The following is a 23,395-nucleotide window of genomic DNA, read 5'->3' as shown; positions in this document are numbered from 1 at the left end:
GGCAAGCCGGCGGATGTCGAACCTGCTCAGACGTCGCCGCCCTCGGCCCAACCCTCGCCGGTGCCGCGGTTGAACACCGTGTCGGTGTCCAGCACGGTGCCGGCTGGGATCGTCGGCAGCGCCGCGACGCGCGCGTAGATCGGCGTGAAGTCCGGCCGGGTCGCGGCGAACAGCTGCTCGAAGTCGTCGATCACGAAGTAGGTCTTCTGGTAGCTGTCGATCCGGTAGCGGGTGCGCATGATCCGCTCCAGGTCGAAACCGATCCGGTTGGGCGCCGCGCTCTCCAGGCAGTGGATCGATTCGCCCTTGCTGGAGACGATGCCGGCCCCGTAGATGCGAAGGCCTTCTGCACTGCGGATCAGGCCGAACTCGACCGTGTACCAGTACAGGCGCGTGAGGTTGGCCAGCGCCTCCTCGCCCAGGCCATGCGCCTTGACCCCGCCACGGCCGTAGGCCTGCATGTAGTCGGCGAAAACCGGGTTGAACAGCAGCGGCACGTGGCCGAACAGGTCGTGGAACAGGTCGGGTTCGGCGATGTAGTCGATCTGCTCGGGCTTGCGGATCCACCAGGTCACCGGGAAACGGCGGTTGGCCAGGTGCTCGAAGAAAGTGAGTTCAGGCAGCAGGCCCTCGACCGCGACCAGGGTCCAGCCGGTTTCGGCCTCGAGCAGGCGGTTGACCTCGCTGAACTTCGGGATGCGGTCGGCGCTCATGCGCAGCCCGTCCAGGGCGTCCAGATGCTCCCGGCAGGCGCGTCCGGGCAGGATCGCCATCTGCCGCTCGAACAGCGTCGCCCAGGTCTGGTGGTCGCTCGCGTCGTAGTCGTCCCAGGGCTGCTCGACCACGGCCGTGGTGTAGACCGGCACGTAGCCCTTGTCGGTCTGCTGGTGCTCGACGCGACGGGGAGTGCGGTTGTCCATGAGATGGCTCCGGGGGCGGGAACGATATGCACGATCCTAGCGCAGGACCCGCGCAACAGGCTTGCCTGATGATGCCCTCTGGGGATAATCGCGCAACAAACGCCCGCATTATCGACTGGTGACGCAATGATCGACCTCGACCGCACCGATCTCGCCCTGCTCGCCGTGCTGCAGCGCGAGGGACGCATCGCCAACAGCGAGCTGGCCGAGCGCGTCAATCTGTCGGCCTCCGCCAGCCTGCGCCGGGTGCAGCGCCTGGAGCGGACCGGCGTCATCGCCGGCTATGGCGCCCGCCTGGACCCGGTGGCGCTGGGCCTGGGACTGACCGCCTTCGTGCGGGTGCAGCTCGAGAAGCACGGCTCGGGCTCCACCGACGACTTCGCGGGCGCGGTGCGCTCCTGGGACGAGGTGGTCGCCTGCCACGCCCTGACCGGCGACATGGACTACCTGCTGCAGGTCGTGGTGCGCGACCTCGAGCACTTCTCGCGGTTCCTGCTCGACCGGCTGCTCAATGCCACCGGCGTCGCCGACGTCAACTCCAGCTTCGTGCTGCGCACGGTCAAGGCCGCCACCGGCCTGCCCCTGCCCGGTTCCTGATCGCGCCCGGCTTGGCGGTGGTCCCGCGCAGCCCGCGCGCTGCTGATATCGTCGGTGCGCCAGGGTGAGGAACGGAGCCGACCGCAATGGCAGGCAAGGACAGCAGGATCGACGGCCGTCTCGACGCCGTGGTGGCGAAGGCGCGCCGCGACGCCCAGGAGCGCGAGCGGGGCTATCGCGAGCGCGCCCTGAAGATGTACCCGTGGGTGTGCGGCCGCTGCGCGCGCGAGTTCACAGCGGCCAACCTGCGCGAGCTGACCGTGCACCACCGCAACCACAACCACGACGACAACCCCGCCGACGGCAGCAATTGGGAGCTGCTGTGCGTGTACTGCCACGACAACGAGCACTCGCGCCTGATCGACTGGACCGGCAGCAGCGCCCAGGCCGCCGAGCAGGCGCCGGAGGCGGCCACCGGCAATCCCTTCGCGGGTCTGCGCGACCTGCTTGCGCGCAAGTAGCGGACGCTCGGACCCGCCCACCGGCCGGCCGCGGCCCTGGGGGGCCGGCCGGCCGCGCAACGGCGGCAGCGGGCGACTCGCACGGCGTCCTTCAGGACAGAGGCCGGACGGCGCGCTGGCGAGCAGTCTGGCTGGTCGCTTCCCCGCCGCCGGGGCGTGCGCACCCCGGCCCCGGCCCATCAAGGCGCGCTTCACGCCGGCTGCGCAATGTCGGGCGCAGGCTGTCGCCATGAACAGCACCGGCTTGTTCGCCCTTTCCCTGCTGACCCTGGCCCTGGCCGGCTGCGCCAGCACCGGCGGCCGCGAGCCCCTGCGACCTGGCCCGCCGGTCGACCTGGAACGCTTCATGGGCCGCTGGCACGTGATCGCGCACATCCCCTACTGGCCCGAGCGCGGCAAGGTGGCCACCCGCGACGAATACGCGCTGCGCGCGGACGGCCGGATCGACAACGTGTTCGTGTTCCGCAAGGCCTTCGACCGGCCCGAGAAGCGCTGGAACGGCGTGTCCAGCGTCGTCGAGGGCAGCGGCGGGGCCCACTGGCGGGTCCAGTTCATCTGGCCTTTCAAGGCCGACCTGCTGGTCCTCGAGGTCGACCCGGACTACCGCTGGGCGCTGCTCGGCAACCCGCGACGCAGCCTGGCCTGGATCTTCGCACGCGAGCCGGTCATCGATGCCGAACTTGTGGCGCGGCTGCGCGCGCGCTTCGCCGATTACGGCTATGACCCTGCCGACCTGGTGAAGGTGCCGCAGGTGCCCTGAGCAGGACTGCATCGGGACCGACCGGTGCGCCGTCGTCGGCGTCCGGTCGCGGAACGCACAAGGATACTTTCGGGTAAGCTTGGGCCGTGTTCCGATGAGGAGGCTCGATCATGGCCCGCCCCCGCGAACGTGCGCCCGCCCTTGGGGTGCGGTTGTTTCTCGTGCTGCTGCTGTGCGCCATCGGCGCCGCGCCGGCGCTGGCCCAGCCAGACTGGCTGGAAGGCTGGGGCGCCGCGCCGGCCGCCGACCTGGCGGGTGCCCGGATCTCGCTGTTCGGAGAATGGCCGACCAGTTGCGTCCCGACGGTCGCCGGTACCCGCCGGCTCGGCAACGTCCTTGAGGTGTCGTTGGCCACGGGTGCGCCCGTGGACGGACTCTGCTTCTCCCTGTTCCACCTCTGGGATGCCGTGGTGCCGTTCCCCGACCTGCCCGGCGGCACCTGGCAGGTCGCGGTCATCCAGGTGCCGCGCAACCCGGCGAACGGTGGCGCCAGCGAAGTGTTCAGGTTTTCCTTCCAGCTCGCCCCCCAGGGCACGACGGCGCCGCAGGCGGTGCCGTTGCTTAGCCTGCCCGGTCTTCTGGGCATGGTCGTGCTGGTGCTGCTCGCCGGCTGGTACCGGCACCGGACGATGCCTGCGCGACCCGGTCGCGGACCCGGCTGAGCGGCTGCGGCCTGCCTGTCCACGCTCAATGCAGGGTCGGGCGGCGCACCGGCTCGGCCTGAAGGTCGGTGATCTCCTCGTCCACCTGCCACGGCGCCTCCTCGTCCTCCTCGGGCTCGAGTTCCCAGCTGTACGGCGCGCGCCAGGGCAGCGGATCGCGGCCGCGCAGCAGCACGGCCGCCAGCACGCCGCCCACGGCGCCGTACAGGTGCGCCTCCCAGGAAACGCCCGGTTCGCCCGGGAAGATCGTCCAGATCATGCTGCCGTACAGGAAGAAGGTCAGCAGGGCGACCACGATCGCCAGCCGGTCGCGGCGCAGCAGGCCGACCACGAACAGGAAGAACATCAGGCCGTGCGCGACGCCGCTGGCACCCAGGTGCAGGGACGGCCGGCCGAGCAGCCAGGTGCCCAGGCCGGAGGCCAGCCAGATCAGCGGCAGCGCCCACAGCAGGGCGCGCGGGTAGGCGTAGCGCGCCATCGAGCCGAGGATCAGCAGGGGCAGGGTGTTGCTGACCAGGTGACCCCAGGAGCCATGCAGCAGCGGCCCGGTGACCACGCCGACCAGGCCGGCCGGATCGCCCGGCCGGATCGCCGCCCAGGCCATGGCCAGGTCGCCGATCTCGCGGATCGCATGCAGCCACCACAAAAGGGCCAGCACCACCACGGTCTGGCCGATCGCCTGGCCGACCCGGTACCGGTCCCGCGCAGCGTGGCGTCGGGCCAGCAGGTGGGCGTTGGGGTCGATGCGGTCGCCGCGCAGCACGTTCATCGTGCCGATCTTGGGGCGGATCGGCCGCTCGACAAGCGCATGCGGCCCGGGGGCCCTGTCCCGCGTACCATGAGGCGGCCACGGGAGGGGCGTCGATGAACGGGAAATCGGCCATTCGGCGATTGCGCCGGGTCCTGTGGGTACTGGCCGTCGCCTGGCTGGCCTGGCTGCTGGTCGGCAACCTCGCGCTCAACACCGGCCTGGCGGAACGGCTGGTCAACCGCAAGCCCGAGGCGTTCACGATGCAGTGGCGGCATGGCCTGACCCTGTGGCCGGGACAGGCCTGGCTGTGGCGTGTGCAGGTCGGCGGCCACCAGCGACGCATCGTCTGGCGCGGCCATGCGGCGCGGGTCGGCGGCCGCATCGCGCTGCTGCCCCTGCTGGCCCGCACCCTGCAAATTCCGATGCTGCAGGCGCACCAGGTCGATTTCGAGTTCGACCAGGTCGAGCACGACCGTCTGCCAGCGGCGTCACGTCCGGGTGGCTGGATCCTGAGGTTCCCTCTGATCGCCACCGATTCGCTGGCCATGTTGCGCGCCGGTCCCCTGTTCCTCGACGGGGTCGGCCAGGTCCGGTTCGGGATCAGCAAGCAGCTTCGCGGAGGTCCACTGGAGATCCTGCCCTCGAGCGGCAGCCTGCACGGCGCCCGCCTGCGTCAGCACGACCAGGTCCTGCTCGACGGGGCGGAGATCATGGCGGACTTCGCGCTGCCGGCACACCGGCGCGAACGGGCGCCGGGGCTGTCCCGCCTGGGTCTTGCCGATGCCCGCCTGCGGCTGTCGGGACGTACGCCGGGACTGGCGGTGCACCTCGACGAGGCTGGTCGCTGGCGCAGCCGCCTGGAGTCGCTGGATGCGCAGCGACCGGGTGGCCCGGCGCCGGGCGAACTGCAGCTCGACCTCACCCTTGACGGCGGGGCGCTGGCGCCGGGTGGCTCCCTGGCCCTGCGCCTGCCGCTGGCCGCCGATCTCCGGTCCGACCAGCAGACCTGGCGGGCCGAGGGCCGGATGGCGCTGTCGGTACTGCCCGAAGCGGTGCGACTGGAACTGCACCTGCCGCCGCCGCCCGGCGACGGCGGACGACTGGACGCGACGCTGGACCTGGCCGGTCGCCACCTGCCGTTCGCCTGCGTGGCGGCCCCGGCCGACCAGCCCGGGCTGGGTCCGAGCTGCAGCATCGACCGCGATCCGGCGCACCAGCTCGCGCGGATCGATGGCGGGGTCGACCTGCACTGGCACTTCGAGCGCCTGCACTGGCTGCAACCGCTGCTCGGCAACCTGCCCTGGCTGGCCCTGGAGGGTGCCGGTCGCGTCGAGGCGGCGCTGCGCATCGCGTCGGGCGCGCTGGCCCCGGGCAGCCAGCTCCTGGTGCCGGCGCTGGATGCCCGGATCGCCGTGCTCGACAACCGCTTCAGCGGCCAGGCCCACGCCCGGGTCGACATCGAACCTGGCCCCAACGGACCGCAGGCGCTGGCGGCCCTGGTGGTCGACCGCTTTGAATTGCGTCCGGCCGACGCCGCGGAGCAGGCCTATGTGCTGGGCCGCGACCTGCGTCTGGACCTCACGTTGCCGGCCGACCTGGCGCGCGCTGGCCATGACATCCAGGCCCGGCTGCGCTTCGACGACGCCCTGGTGCCGGACCTGCGCGTCTACAACCGTTACCTGCCGCCGGGTGGAATCGTGCTCGATGGCGGCCGGGGCGTACTGTCCGGCGATCTCCGGCTCGATGCCGAGGGCGAGGTCGGCAGTGGCCGGATCGTCCTGCGCGGCCAGCAGGTCCGGATGACCCTGGGCCAGGTCCACCTGCAGGGCGAACTGGCGGTCGACACCCGGCTGCGCCGCCTCGACCTGGCCCGTCGCCAGTTCGACCTCGCCGGCACCACCGTCCGCCTCGATCAGGTCGAGGGCCACGAGGATGGCCGGCGCGCGCGCGCCCGGCCCTGGTCGGCGGACTTCCGTCTGCGCACCGGCCAGGTCGGCTGGCAGCGCCCGCTGAAGATCGATTCCACGCTGAGCGCGCAGGCCAGCGACGTGGCCCTGCTGCTCGGCCTGTTCGGCCCGCTCCGGCAGTTCCCGGACTGGACCCTGCGCCTGGTCGATTCGGGTCCGGCGCGGCTCGACGGTCGAGTTCGCCTGGACGGCCGTGCCCTGGAGCTGGCGCCTCTGCATGCGCGCAACGACCGCTTCGATGTCCATGCCCGGCTTCGGCTCGGGCAGGGCGGACCCAGCGGCGCGCTGCTGATGGCCTGGGGCCGCCTGAAGGCGGCCCTGGAGCTGGCCGACGGCGACCGGCGTTGGCACCTGCGCGGCGCCGAGACCTGGTTCCACGGCGGCGGGACGCCGTGACGCGCCCCGATCAGCCGGCCAGGAACGCCGTGTAATCCTCCAGCAGGTCCTCGACGCCGGCCTCGTACAGGCGGGCGCCGGCGACGACGCTGGCCAGGCCGGGTGCCGAGCCGATCCGGCCGTCCGGGAAGCGCGCGCGGTAGTCGGCGGCGTCGGCGATGGTGCCGGTCGGCGCGACTTCCGGGTCGAAGACCATCGGCTGCGCGCGGTCGGGATGCGCGTGCCAGGTCAGCGAGATCTCCGAGGGCGTGGCATGGCTGCCCTCGCGGTCGCCGAACAGCTCGCGCGACAGCGCCTGCACGCGCCGGCCCAGGTACCAGTTGGCCAGGCGCAAGCGCAGCGGGCTGGCGGTGCCGGCCAGGCTGTGGCGGCCATGGATCTGCGCGAACGCCGCCTGCACGGTGGCGACATTGCCGCCATGGCCGTTGAGGAAGTACAGGTCCCTGAATCCGTGCCGCGCCAGCGAAGCGACCACGTCCTCCAGCACGGCGATCAGGGTGGTCGGGCGCAGGGTCAGCGAACCGGGAAAGCCCAGGTGGTGCTGGGCGACGCCGATCGACAGGGTCGGCGCGATCAGGATGCCGGCGCGTTCGCCGGCACTCCAGGCCAGGTGTTCCGGGCAGATCGCGTCGGTGCCGACCAGGCCGTTCGGGCCGTGTTGTTCGGTCGAGCCGATCGGCACGATGACGCCGGTGGAGCGGGCCAGGTAGGCCTCGACCTGCGGCCAGGTGCTCAAGGACAGTCGCATGGGATCTCCGGGATTCAGGGGCGTTGCGGCAACGGCGGCAACGGCGGCACCGGGCGCGGCCGCAGCGGCGGCACCGGCTCGCGCGTCAGGCGGTCGCGCAGCAGGGCGAGCGCCGCCTCCAGCTGGGCATCCTCTCCGCCGAAGCTGGCGCGCGGCGGATTGTCCACCACCAGGTCCGGTTCGACGCCGCGGCCCTCGATCAGCCATTCGCCGTCCATCCCGTACTGCGGGAACTCTGCGACCCGCGCGCGGCCACCATCGACCAGGCGGTTGCCGTCGCTCAGCCAGACGCCGGCGCCGGCGGTGCGGGTGCCGACCAGCGGGCCCAGGCCGAGCGCCTTGACGCCGGCTGCGAAGGTCTCGCCGTCGGAATAGGTCAGGGCATCGACCAGCACCACAAGGTGGCCGCGGAAGGTCTGCTGCATGTTGGTGTAGGGCTGGCCGGACGGTCGCTGCCAGAACGCCCAGGCCCGACGCAGCAGCTTTTCGATGATCCAGCTGTCGATGTTGCCGCCGCGGTTGCGGCGCACGTCGATGATCAGTCCCTCGCGCTCGTACTGGGCGTAGAACTCGCGCACGAAGGCGGCCATGTCGTTGCCGCCCATGGCCTGCAGGTGCAGGTAGCCGATCCTGCCGGCGCCGACCTGCTCGACGCGCTCGCGGCGGCCCTGCACCCAGTCGCCGTAGCGCAGTTGCGCCTCGCGCTGGGCATCGACCGGCACCACCACGGTGCGCAGCGGCGCGCTGCCGTCGCGGCGCAGGGCCAGCAGCACCTGGCGGCCGGCCTGCTGGCGCAGCAGGTCGGACAGGTCGCGGACGCCGGCGGCGGCCTGGCCGTTGACGGCGGTGATCACGTCGCCGACCCGGGCGTCGACGCCGGGCCCCGCCAGCGGCGCCGCGACCGAGGGCAGCTCCGGATCGCCCCGGTGGATGTGCACGATCCGCCAGCCGTCGGCGACCGGCTCGAAGCGGCCGCCCAGGAAACCGGCCTGGGCGCCCTCGCTGCCGGTGCGGGCATCGCCCGGCACCACCTGGGAGTGCAGGGCGCCCAGCTCGCCCATCATCTGCGCGAACAGGTCGTCGAGCGCGGCGCGGTCATCGATGCGCACCAGCATCGGCTGGTAGCGTTCGCGCACGGCGCGCCAGTCGATTCCCCGCAGGCCGGCGTCGAAGAAGTGGTCGCGGTGCATGCGCCAGGCATCGGCGAACAGCTGCCGCCATTCCGCGGCCGGGTCGATGCGCAGGCGCCAGTCGTCCAGGCGCACGGTGGCCTTGTCGAGGTCGTCGGGCAGCTTGCCGCCGGCCTCGACGATGTGGATGCGCCCGGGATCGCGCTCGCCGCTGCCGGGCGTGCGGATGTAGAGCCTGCCGCCGTCGGCGGACAGGTCGTAGTCGGCGACGTTGGCCATCAGGGTGACCGGGCTGCCGCCCTTGTCGTCGATGGCCAAGGTCTTGAGCGCGGTATTGCCGCCGTTGCGGTCGAGCGCGAACAGGCGGTCCTTGCCGATCCGCAGTCGCCGCCAGTTGCCGGCCGGCAGCGGCGCCTCGTACAGGCGCCCGGCCAGGCCGTCCCAGACCGGCCCTGGAATGGCCGCCGCGCCCTGTCCGCCGCCGCGCGGGCGGGTGCCCTGCTCGGCCTCCTTGTCGGCCGGGGGCGCCGCCAGCTCGTCGGGCGGCTGGAACGGGAAGCGCAGGCCGGGCTGCAGGGCCAGGGCGTACAGGCGGGTGCGCTGGTCGAAGAACGGACCGGTGTTGCGGTCGCCCCAGGGCGAGCCGTTGGCGAGCCGGAACTCGCGCTGCGACAGGAACCACAGCCAGCGCCCGTCCGGGCTGAACGCCGGCGATCCCGACTCGTAGCGGTCACTGGTCAGCCACTCCAGGCGGCCGGCGTCGACCGCGTACAGGCCGATGCGGCCACGGCCGCTGGCGCCGGTGGCGCGCACCAGGGCCAGGTGCCGGCTGTCCGGTGACCAGGCGACCTCGGCATGACCCTCGTTGCCGTCCGGGCCGCCGTCGTCGATCAGCCGGTTGCGGCCGCTGTCCAGGTCGAGCAGCCACAGGCGGCCGCGCTTGTCGTCGTGGGCCAGGCGCCGGCCATCGGGCGACAGGTACAGGTTCCAGCGCCGGATGCCGCCGTCGCTGGTCAGCGCCTGGGCGCCGCCGCTGCCGTCGGCCGGGAAGCGCCAGATCTCCTCCTCGCCGCTGCCGTCGGCCACCGCGTACACGAAGCGGCCGTCCGGCGACAGCACCGGGCTGCGCAGGCGCACGCCATCCGGGGCCGCCAGTTCGACCTGGCGCCGGCTGCCCAGCCCGGCCAGCAGCACGCGGCCGCGCGCCAGCACCGCCACCTGGTCGCCGGCCGGCGCGAAGGCGGTGCCCTCCAGCCAGCGCAGCGGCGATTCCAGCCAGCGCGTGCGGCGCTGCTCGAAATCGCTGGGCAGGTGGATGGGCAGCCGGCGGTCGTCGCCAGCAACCAGGTCCAGGACGCGCAGGTCGCCGCCGTGCTGGTAGACGGCGCGGTTGCCGTGCACCTTGACGCTGCGCACCGGGAAGTCGCGATGGGCGGTGAGCGGCCGGGGGTCGCCGCCGTCGGCATCCAGGGACCACAGGTTGTCGCGGCCGTCGAGGTCGGCGATCAGCAGCAGGCGGCCGCTCCACCACTGCGGCTGGCGCAGGTTGGCCTCGGTCGGGCCGATGCGCTGCGCCTCGCCCGCGCCGGCCAGGTCCAGCCGCCACAGCTGCGACAGCGCGCCGCCACGGTAGCCGACCGCATTGTCGTTGGTCGCGCCCAGGCCGAAGCGGACGAAGTACAGCCAGCGGCCGGAGGGGTCGACGACGCCGTCGCCGGCATCGGCCACCGGCAGGATGCGCCGCGCCAGCGAATCCGGATCGACCGCCACCAGCACCGGGGACCAGGTCTGGCCGCTGCTGCTGGCGGTCGCGTAGAGCACCTCGCCGGCCGGCGTCCAGCCAACCACCAGGGCCCGGCCGTACTCGAAACTGAGCCGGCGCGGCGCACCGCCGGCCAGCGGCATCACGTAGGCCTCCAGCGGGCCGTCGTAGCTGGCCGAGAAAGCGACCCGGCGTCCGTCCGGATCGATCGCCGCCCGGCTCTCGTCGCCGGCATGCGTGCTCAGCCGGCGCGGCGGGCCGCCGGTCACCAGGCTGGTCCACAGGTCGCCCTCGGCGGTGAACACCACGGTATCGCCGTGGATGTCGGGCTGACGGACGTAGCGGCCGGCGTCTTCAGCGGCCAGGCCGGGGCGCGACAGGCTGGCGACAAGGAACAGGATCAGGACGGTGGGCAGCAGGGCGGTCCGGGGCATGGGCGGTCATCGGTGTCGGGCAAGCGGCGATGGTAGACCGCGTGCAGCCCCGCTATGCCGCCTGGCCCTCGGCCCGACGTGTCCGTTGCCCGTGTCGGCGCACGGCACCGAGGGCCACCAGTGCCAGGGCCCCGGCCAGCAGCGGCAGCGGCCACCACGCCGGCCATCGGCGGGGCGCAGCGGGCGCCTCGCCGAGTCCACGCAACTGCGTGCGTGCGAAAGCCGTTCGGGCATCGCCATGCCCCGCCGCGATCTCTTCGAATGCGCCGCGCACCGCGGCGGCGATGCCGCCGATGTCGCCCTCCTCGCGCATGGCGAACAGCGTATCCAGGGCCGCCAGACGCGCCTGCGCCTCGAGCAGGTCGCCGGCGACCAGGGCGGTCCAGGCATCCAGCCGCCGCAGGTGGCGTTCGATCTCGAAGCCCGGCGCTGGCGGCAGGTCCGCCCAGGCGCGTTCCAGCAGGCTGCGCGCCTGGCTGGCATCGCCCTGTTCGAGCGCATGCGCAGCATGCGCGGACAGCGCGAAGGCCAGCGGCACCGGCTGGCCGAGCAGTTCGGCCTCGCGGTACCCGGCCTCGCGGGCGGCGGCGGCTTCGGCGTCGCCGGCCAGGCGCTCGATCGCCAGCCAGGCGTAGACACGCAGGGGCGAGGGCAGGGGTCGGGTCGCCTCGGCCAGGGTGCGCCGGTACAGTGCCAGCGCGTCGGCATGGTCGCCGGCGCGCTCGGCCAGTGTCGCCTCGTTGTAGGTGAGCACCGCGAGCTGGCCGGCCTGTCCGGCCTCCTGCAGATGCATCCTGGCCCTGCGCAGGTGGTCGCGTGCGCCCTCGACGTCGCCATGGATCGAGCGTTGTCGCGACAGCCGCTGCGCCGCCTCGCCGGCTGCAGCGTGCTCGCCGGCGGCGACGGCGCGTGCCAGCGCCTGGCGGAACAGCGGTTCGGGGTCGGCGCCTTCCTCGTAGCGCAGGTCGCCGCGCCGCAGCAGGGCGGCCACGGCCAGGGCCGGATCGCCGGTCCCGTCGGCGAACGCGCGCAGGGCGTTCACGTGGCTGCGGGCCCGGGCCGGCTGATGCTGGCGCAGGTGGAGCTGGGCCAGGGTGTTGTGCACCCGGCCCTGGGCCACCGGATCGTCGAGCGCGGCATAGAGCGCCAGCGCCTGTCCACCGGCCAGCAGGCCCCGGCCGTGATCGCCGCCCCGCTCCGATTGCACGACCGCGGTGAAGTGCAGGGCCTGGCCGCGCAGGCCGGGGTCGCCCGCCTCACCGAGCAGGTCCAGGGCATGGTCGAGCTGTCCCTGGGCGCCCGGCGCGTCGCCTTCGTAGTGGCTTATCCGCGCGGTCTGGATACGCGCCTCGGCCAGCGCGGCGGCATCGCCGGGCGCCGCCCGCGCAAGCAGCGCATCGACCGCCGCGCGCGCCCGGACGGGATCGCTGCGTTCGCTGTCGCGTGCGATGCGGCGCAGGGCATCGGCGTCCAGGGTGTCCAGGCCGGCTTGGGCGGCCTGTGCGGGGGATGTTGCAAGTGTCGCCAGGGCGGCCAGAACGGCCAGCACAGACCCCAGCCTGGGGCGCCAGGACGGGGCGGGGGCGGGCCGGGTGGCGGACATGGCCGGCAGGTTAGCAGCCTGTCGGCGCGGCCCCGCCGGCTATGCTGGTCCACCCGACCGCCGAGACCGACCGATGCGACCGACCGCCGCGCTGTGCCTGTCCCTGCTTCTCCTGCTGCCTGGCCTGGCCGGCGCCGCCCAGGGCGACGCCGCGCTGCGTGCCCTGATCGACCGCGAGTGGGCGTTCCGCAGCGGCGAGTTCCCCTACCTGCCCGGCATCGACGGCAAGCGCCGCGCACCCGACCGCCTGACCGACGTCTCGCCGGCAGCCCAGCAGCGGCGGCTGCATGCCTGGCAGGAATTCCGCGACGAGCTGCACGCGATCGACCCGGAGCACCTCTCGGTCGCTGCGCGCATCGACCGCACCATCCTGCTCGGCCAGCTCGACGGCTACATCGCCGACATCGAGCTGAACGGCTGGCAGATGCCGATGAACAGCGACTCCAGCTTCTTCGGCAACCTCGCCATGCTGCCCGACCGCACCGCGATCGCGACGCGCGCCGATGCCGAGGCCTGGCTGTCACTGCTGGCGGACGTTCCCCGCCATTTCGACCAGCAGCTCGACAACCTGCGCGCCGGCCTCGAGGATGGGCGCACCGTGCCGCAGGTGGTGATGGCCGGGCGCGACGCCGCCGCCGCCAGCCATGCCGAGGTCGCGCGCGCCGAGGACAGCGTGTTCTGGGGCCCGCTGGCGCGTCTTCCGGCGGCCTGGCCTGAAGCCGATCGCGCCGCCTTGCAGGCGCGCGCGCGCGAGCTGATCATGGACGGCGTGGTGCCGGCCTATGCGCGGGTCGCCGCGTTCCTTCGCGACACCTACATTCCCGGCGCCCGCACGACCATCGCCGCCCACGACCTGCCCGACGGCGAGGCCTGGTACCGCGCGCAGATCCGCGAATACACCACCCTCGACCTGACGCCCAGGGAGATCCACGCGGTCGGCCAGCGCGAGGTCGCACGCATCCGCGCCGAGATGCAGGCGATCCTCGATGGACTCGATTTCGACGGCGAGCTGACCGACTTCATCGGCCACCTGCGCAGCGACCCGCGCTTCTACGCAAGCAGCGCCGACGAGCTGCTGATGCACGCGCGCGACATCGCCAAGCGCGTCGACGCCGAGCTGCCGCGCTATTTCGGCCTGCTGCCGCGCCGCCCCTACGGGGTCGCCCCGGTGCCGGCGGCGATCGCGCCGTTCTACACCGCCGGCCGCTATGCAGGGGCGCCGCCGGGCAGCAACGAGCCGGGCTGGTACTGGGTCAACACCCACAATCTGCCGGCGCGGCCGCTGTACAACCTGCCGGCGCTGACCCTGCACGAGGCGGTGCCCGGCCATCACCTGCAGGCGGCGCTGGCCGAGGAACAGGGCGAGCAGGCGCTGTTCCGGCGCACCAGCTACATCTCGGCGTTCGGCGAGGGCTGGGCGCTGTACGCCGAATACCTGGGCAAGGAGATGGGCATCTACCGCACGCCCTACGAGGACTTCGGCCGGCTGACCTACGAGATGTGGCGCGCGGCGCGCCTGGTGGTCGACACCGGCATGCACGCGATGGGCTGGAGCCGCCAGCAGGCGCTCGACTTCATGGCCGGCCATACCGCGTTGTCCGAGCACGAGGTGACCACCGAGATCGACCGCTACATCTCCTGGCCCGGCCAGGCGCTGTCCTACAAGCTCGGCGAGATCCGCATCCGCGAGCATCGCGCCCGCGCCGAGCGCGAGCTGGGCGAGGCCTTCGACCTGCGGGCCTTCCACGACACCATCCTGGCGCTGGGCTCGGTGCCGCTGTCGGTGCTCGACGAGCATCTGGAGGCCTGGATCGCGGCGCGGCGTCCGCCCGGCGGCGACGACAACGCGGCCTTGCCCTGAGCGGGCGCGCGTCGGCGTTGTCCCGCGACCGCCACGGGACTGGAATCACCAGCGGGGGATCACGGACGGGAGGGCTGCGGCCATGTTCGATCTTTCGCAGGTGAACCACCTGGCGGTGCTGGCCGCCGCGGTGTCGGCCTTCGTGCTGGGTGGGCTGTGGTACGCGCCGCCCCTGCTCGGCAATCTGTGGATGCGCGAGGCCGGCATCGACCTGGCCAAGGCAGGCCATCCGGCCAAGGTGTTCGGCGGCGCCTTCGTGCTGGCCCTGGTCGCCAGCTACGCGATGGCCCTGCTGCTCGGCCCGGCGCCGGCCCTGCGTCCCGCCCTGCACCTGGGCCTGGTGGTCGGTGTGCTGCTGGTCGCGACCAGCTACGGCATCAACTACCTGTTCTCGCAGCGCAGCCTCACCCTGTGGCTGATCGACGCCGGCTACCACGTCGGCCAGTTCCTGCTGATCGCGCTGATCCTGGGGCTCTGGCACTGACCCCAACGCTGTTGCCTCTGGGCGGCACTGCCAAGCCAACAGCCTCGCCGACCCCTGCCGGTCGCAACAGCCGCCGGTGCCGGGGCACCGGGCATTCCCTTTCCGGCGTGCTGGGGAGGGGGCGGCGCGATGAGTCTTCAGCGGAGAGGGCCGGAACAGTCGGCGGGCTCAGGCGTCGGCCGGGGCGGGAGGCTCGCCAGCCCTGGCGGTCGGCGCCAGGGCCAGCCGGGTCCGCACCACGCCGGAGGACAGCGTCCCGATCGCCAGGTCGATGGCGTGGCGGCGGCACAGACGGGAGACGATCGCCAGGCCGAAGCCCTGACCCGGGCTGCCGGGTCGGCGCACGCCGGCCTGCCCGGGTGCGCCGCCCGCGTCGTCCAGCGGCCAGCCCGGGTTGTCGATGCGCAGGTGGCCGTCGTCGACGTCGATGCGGACCTCGCCGGCCGGCGTATGCGCCAGCGCGTTGCCGACCAGGTTGCCGAGCAGGATCGCCAGCACGTCGCCGGGCAGGTGGGCGCGGGCGTCGGCGCCGACCGCGATGCGCACCGTCACCGGCCGCTCGCCGGCAAGCGGCGCCTGGTCGACCACGGCGCGCTCGAGCAGGGGCAGCAGGGCGACCGGCGGCGCCGGCGCCGGTTCGGCCGGCAGCTCGCGCGCCAGCGCCAGAAGGCTGGCCACGGTGCCCTCCAGTTGCGCCGCCGACTGCCGCAGGTCGTCGAGCCGTCGGCGCGCCGCGGCGTCCAGGCCGGGCTGCGCGGACAACCGCTCGGCGGCGCTGCGGATCACCGCCAGCGGCGTGCGCAGCTCGTGGCTGGCATCGCGGGTGAACGCCCGCTCGCGCTCGACGAAACGGTGCAGGCGACCGAGCAGTCCGTCCAGGCCGCGTGCCAGCACGCCGACCTCGTCGTCCGGCCAGCGACCGTCGAGACGCTCGGGCAGGGCGTCGGGCGACAACCCCGCCACCTGGTCGGCCAGGCGCACCAGGGGCGCGCTGGTCCGACGCGCCAGCAGCCAGCCCAGGGCCAGCGCGAGGATCACCGCGACGGCACCGACCCCGGCCAGGATGCGCAGCAGCTTGGCGCGCATCGGCCGTACCGCGAGCTGGCCGCTGACCTCGGCGACCAGCCAGCCGACTGGCCCCTCCTCCGCCTGCAGGATCTTCAGGTGGTAGTGGCGACCTTGCTCGCCGGGAAACTCGGTGCGCCAGGGTTCGGCCCGCCAGGCACGGGCCAGGTCGGCCGGGAACCCGGCCGGGTCGTCGTGACGCGCGATGAACGGCACCCGCGGCGCCGGCCACGCGCCGCGTCGCGCGTGTTCGTCCTGCAGCCAGCGCGCCTCGTCGTCGATCAGGCCGGCAATCAGGGCGTCCTCGACCGCGTACACCATCACCGCCGCGAAGAAGCCGAACGCCAGGGCCAGCAGCACGGTGAAGCCGCTGAAGGCCAGCAGGATGCGACGGCGCAGCTGGCGCCGGGGGCGGGCGGGCTCAGGCATCGCCGTCCAACCGGAAGCCGACGCCCTGCACCGTGAGCAGCATCGGCCGCTCGAACGGCCGGTCCAGCGCCTGCCGCAGCAGGTACAGGTGCGAGCGCAGCGGATCCGAGGGCGGCGCCTCCTCGCCCCACAGCCGCTGCACCAGTTCCGAGCGGGTCAGGGCCCGCGGCCAGGCCTCGGCCAGGGCCAGCAGCAGGCGGTACGGCAGGGCGGTGAGCGCCAGCGGCCGGCCGTGCCGGCTGGCCAGGCCGGTTCGCCGGTCGATGCGCAGCGAGCCGACCACCAGGGCGTGCGGTTCGCCGACCCGGTGCCGGCGCGACAGCGCCAGGCAGCGCGCCAGCAGCTCGTCGCCGGCGAACGGCTTGACCAGGTAGTCGTCGGCGCCGGCGTCGAAGCCGGCCAGCTTGTCGGCCAGGGTGTCGCGGGCGGTCAGCATCAGCACCGGCACGTGGCGGTCGCACTGTGCGCGCAGTTGCGCGCACAGGGCCAGGCCGTCGAGGCCGGGCAAGCCGAGGTCCAGCACCAGCACGTCGGGCGGGCTGGCCAGGGCCAGGCGCAGGCCGGTGCGGCCGTCGGCCGCGAAGTCGGCGCGGTGGCCGTGGCGCTCGAACAGCTCGGCGATGCCGCGCCGCAGGGGCAGGCTGTCCTCCACGACCAGCACGCTCAGGGGTTCGGGCGGCACGGCGTTCACTCGTCCAGGCGGGCCTTCAGCTCGGCAGCTTCGCGCAGGTCGGGATGGGCCGCCAGCACCGTGTCCAGCAGGGCCTGGGCGCGGTCCGCCTCGCCCAGCCGCCAGTGGGCGTCGGCGATGCCGACGTCCAGGCGCGGCTCGTCCATGTGCGGGCGCGCCAGTTCCATGATCGCCCGGGCCCGCGCCACGTCGGCATCGGCCTGCGCGGCCTGCAACTGGTAGTAGCCGAGCAGGCCGATCAGCTCGACATGGTGGCCGGCCGGGTCGGCGGCGAGTTCGGCGCGTGCGGCGTCGCCCTCGGCGGCCAGCAGGCGCTGCACCAGGGCCATCGCCCGCTCCTCGCGCCACGGCGTGCGGGCCACCGGCGCGCGGCCCAGCGTGCGAATCACCGTCTCGGCCAGGGCCGGCGTCGAATAGGGGTTCTGACCGGTGACCAGGCGGTCGTCGACCACCACCTTCGGCATCATCAGCGGCGCCTCCTGCCAGCGCGCGCCGCGTTCGCGCAGGGCGTCCTCCAGCAGCCAGGGAAACTCCGGCGCCCAGCGCTTGCCGAACACCGCCTCCTCCTCGTTGCTGAAGCCGGTCAGGGCGCGGCCCGCGACCAGCAGGTTGCCGTCGGCCAGGCGCACCTCGGCCAGGGCCGCCGGGCCGTGGCAGACCGCGGCGACCACGCCGCCGGCGTCGTGCACGGCGCCGATCAGCCGGGCCAGCGCGGCGTCGCGCGGCAGGTCGAACATCGCGCCCTTGCCGCCGACCACGTAGACGGCGTCGAAGCCGTCGGCGTCCAGCGAGGCGGTGGCCCGGGTGTCGGCCAGCGCCGCCGCCGCCTCCGGCAACGCCAGCAGGCGGGCGTTCCAGGGCGCCTCCGGATCGAAGCGGTCGGCCTCCACTGGCCCGCCGGCCGGACTGGCCAGGGTCACCGCCAGGCCGTTGTCGTGGAAGATCAGCCAGGCCTGGGCCAGCTCGTCCATCTCGAAGCCGGGCCGGCTGCGGCCGCCCTCGCGGCCCTCGCTGCTGACCACCACCAGCACGTGGGGCGCATCGGCGGCGGTTGCCCTCGCGGCGGTGGGCAACAACGTGGTGGCGAGCAGGGACAGGGCGAACAGGGCGCGTTTCATCGCGGGGCTCCAGGGCAGGACGGGGGACCAGCCTGCCCGCAGGCCGTGAAGCCAGGTTCAAACACCCGGGCCAGTCGACGGCCGCGCTTCACCCCGCCGCCCGGAACCGCGACAATGGCAGGCCCAGCGCCCGGCCGACCGCGGCCGGCGCGGCCACTTGCCTGGAGCCCGCATGACCCAGACCACTGCCACCCCGCCGCAGGGCGGCGAGAAGATCACGATCAGCCAGGGGCGGTTGTCCGTCCCGGACCAGCCGATCATCCCGTTCATCGAGGGCGATGGCACCGGTCCGGACATCTGGCGCGCCAGCGTGCGCGTGCTCGACGCCGCGGTCGCCAAGGCCTATGGCGGCAAGCGCAAGATCCACTGGATGGAGGTGCTGGCTGGCGAGAAGTCGTTCAACCAGACCGGCACCTGGCTGCCCGACGAGTCGGTCGAGGCCTGCCGCGACTACCTGGTTTCCATCAAGGGTCCGCTGACCACGCCGGTCGGCGGCGGCATCCGTTCACTGAACGTGGCGCTGCGCCAGCTGCTCGACCTGTACGTGTGCCTGCGGCCGGTGCGCTGGTTCGACGGCGTGCCCAGCCCGGTTCGCGACCCGGGCAAGGTCGACATGACCATCTTCCGCGAGAACACCGAGGACATCTACGCCGGCATCGAGTATCCGGGCGGCTCGCCGGACGCCCAGGCGGTGCTGGACTTCCTGGCCCAGCACTTCGCCAAGGACCTTGGCAAGATCCGGTTCGGTACCGCCGAGCGCAATGCCACCTGGCAGGCGCAGCTGGAAGGCATCGGCATGGGCGCGCGTGAGCTGCCGGTGCAGGTCGGCATCGGCATCAAGCCGGTCAGCTACCTGGGCACCGAGCGCCTGGTGCACAGCGCCATCGGCTATGCGATCAAGGAAGGCCGCAAGTCGGTGACCCTGGTGCACAAGGGCAACATCATGAAGTTCACCGAGGGCGCGTTCCGCGACTGGGGCTACCAGGTGGCGCGCGACTTCTACGGCGCGGTCGAGCTGGACGGCGGCCCCTGGCACGTGATCCCGGACGGCAAGCCGGGCGCCGGCATCGTCATCAAGGACGTGATCGCCGACGCCTTCCTGCAGCAGATCCTTACCCGGCCGGCCGAGTACGACGTGATCGCCACCATGAACCTCAACGGCGACTACGTGTCCGACGCGCTGGCCGCCTGCGTCGGCGGCATCGGCATCGCGCCCGGCGCCAACATCAACTATGTCACCGGCCATGCTGTGTTCGAGGCCACCCACGGCACCGCGCCCAAGTACGCCGGGCTGGACAAGGTCAACCCCGGGTCGGTCATCCTGTCCGGCGAGATGATGCTGCGCTACATGGGCTGGACCGAGGCCGCCGACCTGGTGATCAAGGGCATGAACGGCGCGATCGCCAGCCGGCGCGTCACCTACGACTTCGCGCGCCTGATGGACGGCGCCACCGAGGTGCGCTGTTCGGAGTTCGGCGACGGCGTGATCGCCGCCATGTGAGTCCCCGGCCCCGCCGCCCGGCGGGGCTGGCAGGCTGTTGAAAAACAGCCTGCTGGCGGCGGCCATGGATGGCCGCTCGGCGAAGCAGGTGCGTAAGCAGTTGGTTCGACGGGATCGCGTCCGGACCTGCGCCGGACGGGAGACTTGAAAAACGACCAGGACGGTCGTTCTTCAACAAGCTGCTAGACGTCCGTCTCCCGGCGCCGCGCGGCGCCGGGCACCGGCCCGATACCATCGGCGGGCCATGTCCTTACGCCCGCCATCGCCCGCGCCGCCCGTCCACCTGGCCCAGGTCGAGGCGGCTGCCGGCCTGGTGATCGACGGTTTCGCCGACTACGACGGCCGCTTCGGCGACCTGACGCGGCGTGCCGCCCGGCGCTTCGCGCGACGCGACTGGCCGGGCGCCGGTCGCGATGCAGTGGAACGCATCGACCTGTACGACGTGCTGGTGCGCGAGACCCTGGCCCGCCTCGACCGCCGGCTCGACGACCGCCTGCGCGCCCGCGGCCTGTGGCGCGCGATGCGCAGCCTGATCGCGCGGCGCAGCGCCGACATGGCCGACCGCGCGCTGCTGCACACCTTCCACAACTCCCTGCTGCGCCGCAGCCTGGGCAGTCGCGGCATCGACGCCTCGCTGGCCTTCCTGGCCGGCGCCGATGCCGCCGGCCCGGCGCCGCGGGCCGAGCTGCTGAGCCTGGACGGCGGGCCGGATGCCGCCGGGCTGTTCGATCGGCTGCTCGACGCGCTGGCGCCGGCCCTGCCCTGGCAGGATCGCGGGCGCTGCCTGCGCGCCGCCGCCGAACGCCTGCCCGGACGTCTAGCGGCCTGGGGCGACGACGCGCCGGTCGGCGCGCAGTTCCTGGCTACGCCGCTGTACCGCGATCGCCGCGCCTACCTGGTCGGCCGGCTCTGGGGCGTGCGTCACGCGGGCCCGGTGGTGCTCGCCCTGGCCAACGAACCGGCGGGTATGCGCCTGGATGCGCTGCTCACCGCCCTGCCCGACATCGCCACCCTGTTCGGCGCCACCCGCAGCTACTTCCAGGCCGACCTGGCGCCGGTCGCCGGCGCGGTGCGCTTCCTGGCCGAGCTGATGCCCGGCAAGCCGGTGGACGAGCTCTACACCGTGCTGGGCCGCGCCCGCCAGGGCAAGACCGAACGCTGGCGGGCACTGGACGCCTGGCTGCAGCGCTGCCCGCAGGCGCGCTTCCGGCACGCCGAGGGCGAACGCGGCATGGTCATGGCGGTGTTCGTGGCCGGCGACTATCCGCTGGTGGTGAAGGTCATCCGCGACCGTTTCGCGCCGCCCAAGGACAGCACCCCCGAGCAGGTGCGCGCGCGCTACCGCATGGTCCTGCACCACGAGCGCGCCGGCCGCCTGCTCGACGCCCAGGTGTTCCGCGACCTGCGCCTGCCGCTGGCGCGCTTCGAGCCGGCCCTGCGCGACGAACTGCTGCAGCAGTGCGCGTCGGTGGCCCGCGTCGACGGCGAGGACCTGGTGCTGTCGCACTGCTACCTGCAGCGACGACTGCGGCCGCTCGACCGCTTGCTGCGGGACGCGCCACCGGCGCAGGTGCGCGCCGCCCTGCTCGACTGGGGCCAGGCGGTCACAGACCTGGCGCGCGCCGGTCTGTTCCCAGGGGACCTTCTGACCAAGAATTTCGGGGTCACCGCCGGCGGCCGGGTGGTGTTCTACGACTACGACGAGCTGTGTCCGCTGGCGCAGTGCCGGTTCCGGGCCATTCCGGCCGCCCGTCACGACGACGAGGAACTGCACGACGGCCCCTGGTTCCATGTCGGCCCCGACGACGTGTTTCCCGAGCAATTCCCGACCTTCCTGGGCGTGCCGCCGTCCCTGCGCGAGGCCCTTGCGGCCCGCCACGGCCACCTGTTCGACCCCGCCTGGTGGCGGGCGCAGCAGGCCGCCCAGGCGGCCGGCGACAGCGACGAGGTGGCGCCTTATCCGGAGGCCTGCCGGCTGCCCGCCACCCTGCCCGCGGCAACGGCCGGCTAACACCGCTGTGCTAGCCTCATCGACCGGTTTCCACCCCCCTGCGAGGCACTGGCCATGGCCGCCCTGAACCGTCTTCTGCTCCCGCTCGCCCTGACCGCGGCCCTGGCCGCCTGCAACCGCCAGGAGGCCCCGGCCCCGGCCGCGCCGGCCCCGGAGGCCGCGCCCGCGCCGGCTGCGACACCCGAGACCGCACCCGCACCCGCGGCCGACCCGGTGGCCGCCGCCCTGGCCGGTGCGCACCGCTCCGAGGAGCACCGCGCCCGCGACGCCTGGCGCCATCCGGCCGAGACGCTGGCCTTCTTCGGCTTCCGCCCCGACGCCACCGTGGTCGAGATCACCCCGGGCGGTGGCTGGTACACGGAAGTGCTGGCGCCGGCCCTGAAGGACGGCGGCACCCTGGTCGCGGCCGTGGTCGATCCGGCCAGCGCCGCCAACGACAGCGGCCGCGACTACTACACCCGCACCAACGCCGCCTTCCAGGAGAAGCTGGACGGCAACGCCGACGTCTACGGCACGGTCCGCGTGCATGCCTTCTCCCTGTCCGAGCCGAGCTTCGGCGAGGACGGCAGCGCCGATCTGGTGCTGACCTTCCGCAACGTCCACAACTGGGTGGGCTCCGGCGCCGCGCCGGGCATGTTCAAGGGCTTCTTCGACGTGCTCCGCCCGGGCGGCACCCTGGGCGTGGTCGAGCACCGCGCGCAGCCGGGTTCGGCGGCCGCCGAGAATCCGCGCTCGGGCTACATGACCGAGGAATCGGTGATCGCCCTGGCCACCGCCGCCGGCTTCGAACTGGCCGGCCGCAGCGAGGTCAACGCCAATCCGGCCGACACCACCGACCATCCCAACGGCGTGTGGACCCTGCCGCCCTCGCTGCGCGTGCCCGATGGCGAGGACCCGGAGAAGTACCGCGCGATCGGCGAATCCGACCGCATGACCCTGCGCTTCGTGAAGCCGCAGGGCGATGCGATCCTGCGCCAGGGCATGGACCAGGCCGGCGACTGATCGTCCTGCTGAACAAGCCGTTCGGCGTCCTGTGCCAGTTCACGGCACAGGACGGCCGGCCCTGCCTGGCCGACCACGTGCCGCTGCCCGGCATCTATCCGGCTGGCCGGCTCGACCACGATTCCGAAGGGCTGCTGGTGCTCACCGACGATGCCGAGGTGGCGCACCGGCTGACCGACCCTCGGCACAGCAAGGCCAAGACCTACCTGGTGCAGGTCGAGGGCGAGCCGCTTGAGGACCAGCTGTCGTGCCTGCGCGAGGGTGTCGAGCTCAACGACGGCCGCACCCGGCCGGCGCAGGTGCGCGCCCTGCCCGGGCCGCCGGCCTGGCTGTGGCCGCGCGATCCGCCGGTGCGCTTCCGCAAGACCGTGCCCACGTCCTGGCTGGAACTGGGCCTGCGCGAGGGCCGCAATCGCCAGGTGCGGCGCATGACCGCAGCGGTCGGCCTGCCGACCCTGCGCCTGGTGCGCACCGCGGTCGACCGCTGGGAGCTGGGCGACCTGGCGCCCGGAAGTTACCGGATCGCCGACCCGGCGCCGCCGGCGCGGCGCCTGGGGCGTGGCCGCGTGGCACCTGCCTGACGACAGGGCCGCGACCCCCGGCGGGTGGCGACCGGTAGCGGTCCTGCACAGCAGCTTCGCTGCGACGGGTCGGCGGAACCAGGCCAGGCCGGCGCCGAGGCTCAGCCCGTCCTGATCAGCGTCGTCTCTCGGCCACCGCCGCAGCCAGGCCCGGCTACTCCTGCCAGGCGCGCACCGCCGCTGCGACGGCATCGCGCTTCGCCCCTTCCCCGCCTGCCGCAGGGGGCGGGGGAGAGACTTCTGCAGCTCGCCGCGCTGCCGGCTTGTGACCCCGAACCGGGTCGGGCTGTCGACCGCCGGGGCGCTTTGTACCCCAAAAAATCCGCAGCTAACGCACTGGATATAAATAGGTTCCCGGGTATGGCCGCGCTGGCCAGCGCGTGCCGCTGGGCCGGCAACGATGCAGATCACGGCAGGTGCCGGCCCTCTCCCAGACCTGATTAGCGTCGTGTCTCAGCCCT

The 23,395-nt window shown here is 73.2% G+C and carries 19 protein-coding genes; 11 read left to right on the top strand and 8 right to left on the bottom strand.

Going from position 1 to position 23,395, the window contains the following annotated elements; all coding sequences use genetic code 11:
- Positions 1-26: 26 nt before the first annotated feature.
- Positions 27-920 (bottom strand): phenylalanine 4-monooxygenase, encoded by an 894-nt coding sequence (locus KF823_16460; protein MBX3727494.1) that lies wholly within the window; start codon positions 918-920, stop codon positions 27-29.
- Positions 921-1,046: 126 nt separating this feature from the next.
- Here KF823_16460 and KF823_16455 point away from each other — a divergent pair, with 126 nt between their 5' ends.
- The 4 genes from KF823_16455 (at position 1,047) to KF823_16440 (ending at position 3,400) form a co-directional block, all read left to right on the top strand.
- Positions 1,047-1,517 carry an Lrp/AsnC family transcriptional regulator gene (locus KF823_16455; protein MBX3727493.1) on the top strand — a complete coding sequence of 157 codons (471 nt, stop codon included), beginning with the start codon at positions 1,047-1,049 and terminating at the stop codon, positions 1,515-1,517.
- 86 nt (positions 1,518-1,603) lie between these two features.
- Positions 1,604-1,978, top strand: coding sequence for a YajD family HNH nuclease (locus tag KF823_16450; GenBank protein MBX3727492.1), 375 nt, complete (start codon positions 1,604-1,606; stop codon positions 1,976-1,978).
- Positions 1,979-2,207: 229 nt separating this feature from the next.
- Complete coding sequence (locus KF823_16445; GenBank protein ID MBX3727491.1) at positions 2,208-2,738, top strand: lipocalin family protein; 531 nt, start codon at positions 2,208-2,210, stop codon at positions 2,736-2,738.
- A gap of 110 nt (positions 2,739-2,848) precedes the next feature.
- Positions 2,849-3,400, top strand: coding sequence for a hypothetical protein (locus KF823_16440; protein ID MBX3727490.1), 552 nt, complete (start codon positions 2,849-2,851; stop codon positions 3,398-3,400).
- A gap of 25 nt (positions 3,401-3,425) precedes the next feature.
- Here the strand turns inward: KF823_16440 and KF823_16435 are convergent, their stop codons facing one another.
- Entirely contained in the window at positions 3,426-4,004 is a 579-nt protein-coding gene (locus KF823_16435) for a rhomboid family intramembrane serine protease (GenBank protein ID MBX3727489.1), read from the bottom strand.
- Between the two features lie 260 nt (positions 4,005-4,264).
- Between KF823_16435 and KF823_16430 the strand changes: the two genes are divergently transcribed.
- Entirely contained in the window at positions 4,265-6,514 is a 2,250-nt protein-coding gene (locus tag KF823_16430; protein ID MBX3727488.1) for a hypothetical protein, read from the top strand.
- Between the two features lie 10 nt (positions 6,515-6,524).
- On the opposite strand, the gene KF823_16425 is transcribed toward KF823_16430, so the two are convergent.
- From KF823_16425 to KF823_16415, 3 genes are read right to left on the bottom strand one after another with little or no spacing between them, the layout of a single operon-like run.
- Positions 6,525-7,262 (bottom strand): creatininase family protein, encoded by a 738-nt coding sequence (locus KF823_16425; protein ID MBX3727487.1) that lies wholly within the window; start codon positions 7,260-7,262, stop codon positions 6,525-6,527.
- Positions 7,263-7,276: 14 nt separating this feature from the next.
- A complete protein-coding gene (locus tag KF823_16420; protein MBX3727486.1) occupies positions 7,277-10,588 on the bottom strand; it encodes a PDZ domain-containing protein in 3,312 nt (1,103 codons plus the stop codon).
- Between the two features lie 52 nt (positions 10,589-10,640).
- Positions 10,641-12,137, bottom strand: coding sequence for a hypothetical protein (locus KF823_16415; GenBank protein ID MBX3727485.1), 1,497 nt, complete (start codon positions 12,135-12,137; stop codon positions 10,641-10,643).
- 127 nt (positions 12,138-12,264) lie between these two features.
- On the opposite strand from KF823_16415, the gene KF823_16410 reads away from it, so the two are divergent.
- On the top strand, positions 12,265-14,052 hold the full coding sequence (locus tag KF823_16410) for a DUF885 domain-containing protein (GenBank protein ID MBX3727484.1): 1,788 nt from the start codon (positions 12,265-12,267) through the stop codon (positions 14,050-14,052).
- 82 nt (positions 14,053-14,134) lie between these two features.
- Complete coding sequence (locus KF823_16405; protein MBX3727483.1) at positions 14,135-14,536, top strand: DUF1761 domain-containing protein; 402 nt, start codon at positions 14,135-14,137, stop codon at positions 14,534-14,536.
- Positions 14,537-14,704: 168 nt separating this feature from the next.
- Here KF823_16405 and KF823_16400 read toward each other — a convergent pair whose 3' ends face one another.
- The 3 genes from KF823_16400 to KF823_16390 are packed head-to-tail and all read right to left on the bottom strand — an operon-like array spanning position 14,705 to position 17,839.
- Positions 14,705-16,030, bottom strand: coding sequence for a HAMP domain-containing histidine kinase (locus tag KF823_16400; protein ID MBX3727482.1), 1,326 nt, complete (start codon positions 16,028-16,030; stop codon positions 14,705-14,707).
- The gene (locus KF823_16395) at positions 16,023-16,712 is read right to left on the bottom strand and encodes a response regulator transcription factor (protein ID MBX3727481.1); all 690 of its coding nucleotides are present in this window, start codon (positions 16,710-16,712) and stop codon (positions 16,023-16,025) included. Before KF823_16395 ends, KF823_16400 begins: the two co-directional genes overlap by 8 nt.
- A gap of 5 nt (positions 16,713-16,717) precedes the next feature.
- Positions 16,718-17,839 (bottom strand): DJ-1/PfpI family protein, encoded by a 1,122-nt coding sequence (locus tag KF823_16390; GenBank protein MBX3727480.1) that lies wholly within the window; start codon positions 17,837-17,839, stop codon positions 16,718-16,720.
- A gap of 172 nt (positions 17,840-18,011) precedes the next feature.
- On the opposite strand from KF823_16390, the gene icd reads away from it, so the two are divergent.
- From icd to KF823_16370, 4 genes are all read left to right on the top strand, one after another.
- Positions 18,012-19,340 (top strand): NADP-dependent isocitrate dehydrogenase, encoded by a 1,329-nt coding sequence (gene icd, locus KF823_16385; GenBank protein ID MBX3727479.1) that lies wholly within the window; start codon positions 18,012-18,014, stop codon positions 19,338-19,340.
- A 244-nt stretch (positions 19,341-19,584) separates the two neighbouring features.
- Entirely contained in the window at positions 19,585-21,351 is a 1,767-nt protein-coding gene (gene aceK / locus KF823_16380; protein MBX3727478.1) for a bifunctional isocitrate dehydrogenase kinase/phosphatase, read from the top strand.
- Between the two features lie 90 nt (positions 21,352-21,441).
- Positions 21,442-22,353, top strand: coding sequence for a class I SAM-dependent methyltransferase (locus KF823_16375; protein ID MBX3727477.1), 912 nt, complete (start codon positions 21,442-21,444; stop codon positions 22,351-22,353).
- A complete protein-coding gene (locus tag KF823_16370; protein MBX3727476.1) occupies positions 22,350-22,934 on the top strand; it encodes a pseudouridine synthase in 585 nt (194 codons plus the stop codon). Before KF823_16375 ends, KF823_16370 begins: the two co-directional genes overlap by 4 nt.
- Positions 22,935-23,395: the final 461 nt, after the last annotated feature.

This window comes from Lysobacterales bacterium (assembly GCA_019634735.1).
Taxonomy (GTDB): Bacteria; Pseudomonadota; Gammaproteobacteria; order Xanthomonadales; family UBA2363; genus Pseudofulvimonas.
The sequence above is the reverse complement of the archived record's forward strand: the minus strand, read 5'-3'. Positions and strand labels throughout refer to the sequence as shown.

Coding starts and splice junctions, on each gene's coding strand:
- KF823_16400 (MBX3727482.1), bottom strand. CDS start 16,030: ATGCCTGAGCCCGCCCGCCCCCGGCGCCAGCTGCGCCGTCGCATCCTG.
- KF823_16460 (MBX3727494.1), bottom strand. CDS start 920: ATGGACAACCGCACTCCCCGTCGCGTCGAGCACCAGCAGACCGACAAG.
- KF823_16430 (MBX3727488.1), top strand. CDS start 4,265: ATGAACGGGAAATCGGCCATTCGGCGATTGCGCCGGGTCCTGTGGGTA.
- KF823_16390 (MBX3727480.1), bottom strand. CDS start 17,839: ATGAAACGCGCCCTGTTCGCCCTGTCCCTGCTCGCCACCACGTTGTTG.
- icd (MBX3727479.1), top strand. CDS start 18,012: ATGACCCAGACCACTGCCACCCCGCCGCAGGGCGGCGAGAAGATCACG.
- KF823_16440 (MBX3727490.1), top strand. CDS start 2,849: ATGGCCCGCCCCCGCGAACGTGCGCCCGCCCTTGGGGTGCGGTTGTTT.
- KF823_16445 (MBX3727491.1), top strand. CDS start 2,208: ATGAACAGCACCGGCTTGTTCGCCCTTTCCCTGCTGACCCTGGCCCTG.
- KF823_16410 (MBX3727484.1), top strand. CDS start 12,265: ATGCGACCGACCGCCGCGCTGTGCCTGTCCCTGCTTCTCCTGCTGCCT.
- KF823_16425 (MBX3727487.1), bottom strand. CDS start 7,262: ATGCGACTGTCCTTGAGCACCTGGCCGCAGGTCGAGGCCTACCTGGCC.
- KF823_16450 (MBX3727492.1), top strand. CDS start 1,604: ATGGCAGGCAAGGACAGCAGGATCGACGGCCGTCTCGACGCCGTGGTG.
- KF823_16405 (MBX3727483.1), top strand. CDS start 14,135: ATGTTCGATCTTTCGCAGGTGAACCACCTGGCGGTGCTGGCCGCCGCG.
- KF823_16455 (MBX3727493.1), top strand. CDS start 1,047: ATGATCGACCTCGACCGCACCGATCTCGCCCTGCTCGCCGTGCTGCAG.
- KF823_16435 (MBX3727489.1), bottom strand. CDS start 4,004: ATGGCCTGGGCGGCGATCCGGCCGGGCGATCCGGCCGGCCTGGTCGGC.
- KF823_16420 (MBX3727486.1), bottom strand. CDS start 10,588: ATGCCCCGGACCGCCCTGCTGCCCACCGTCCTGATCCTGTTCCTTGTC.
- aceK (MBX3727478.1), top strand. CDS start 19,585: ATGTCCTTACGCCCGCCATCGCCCGCGCCGCCCGTCCACCTGGCCCAG.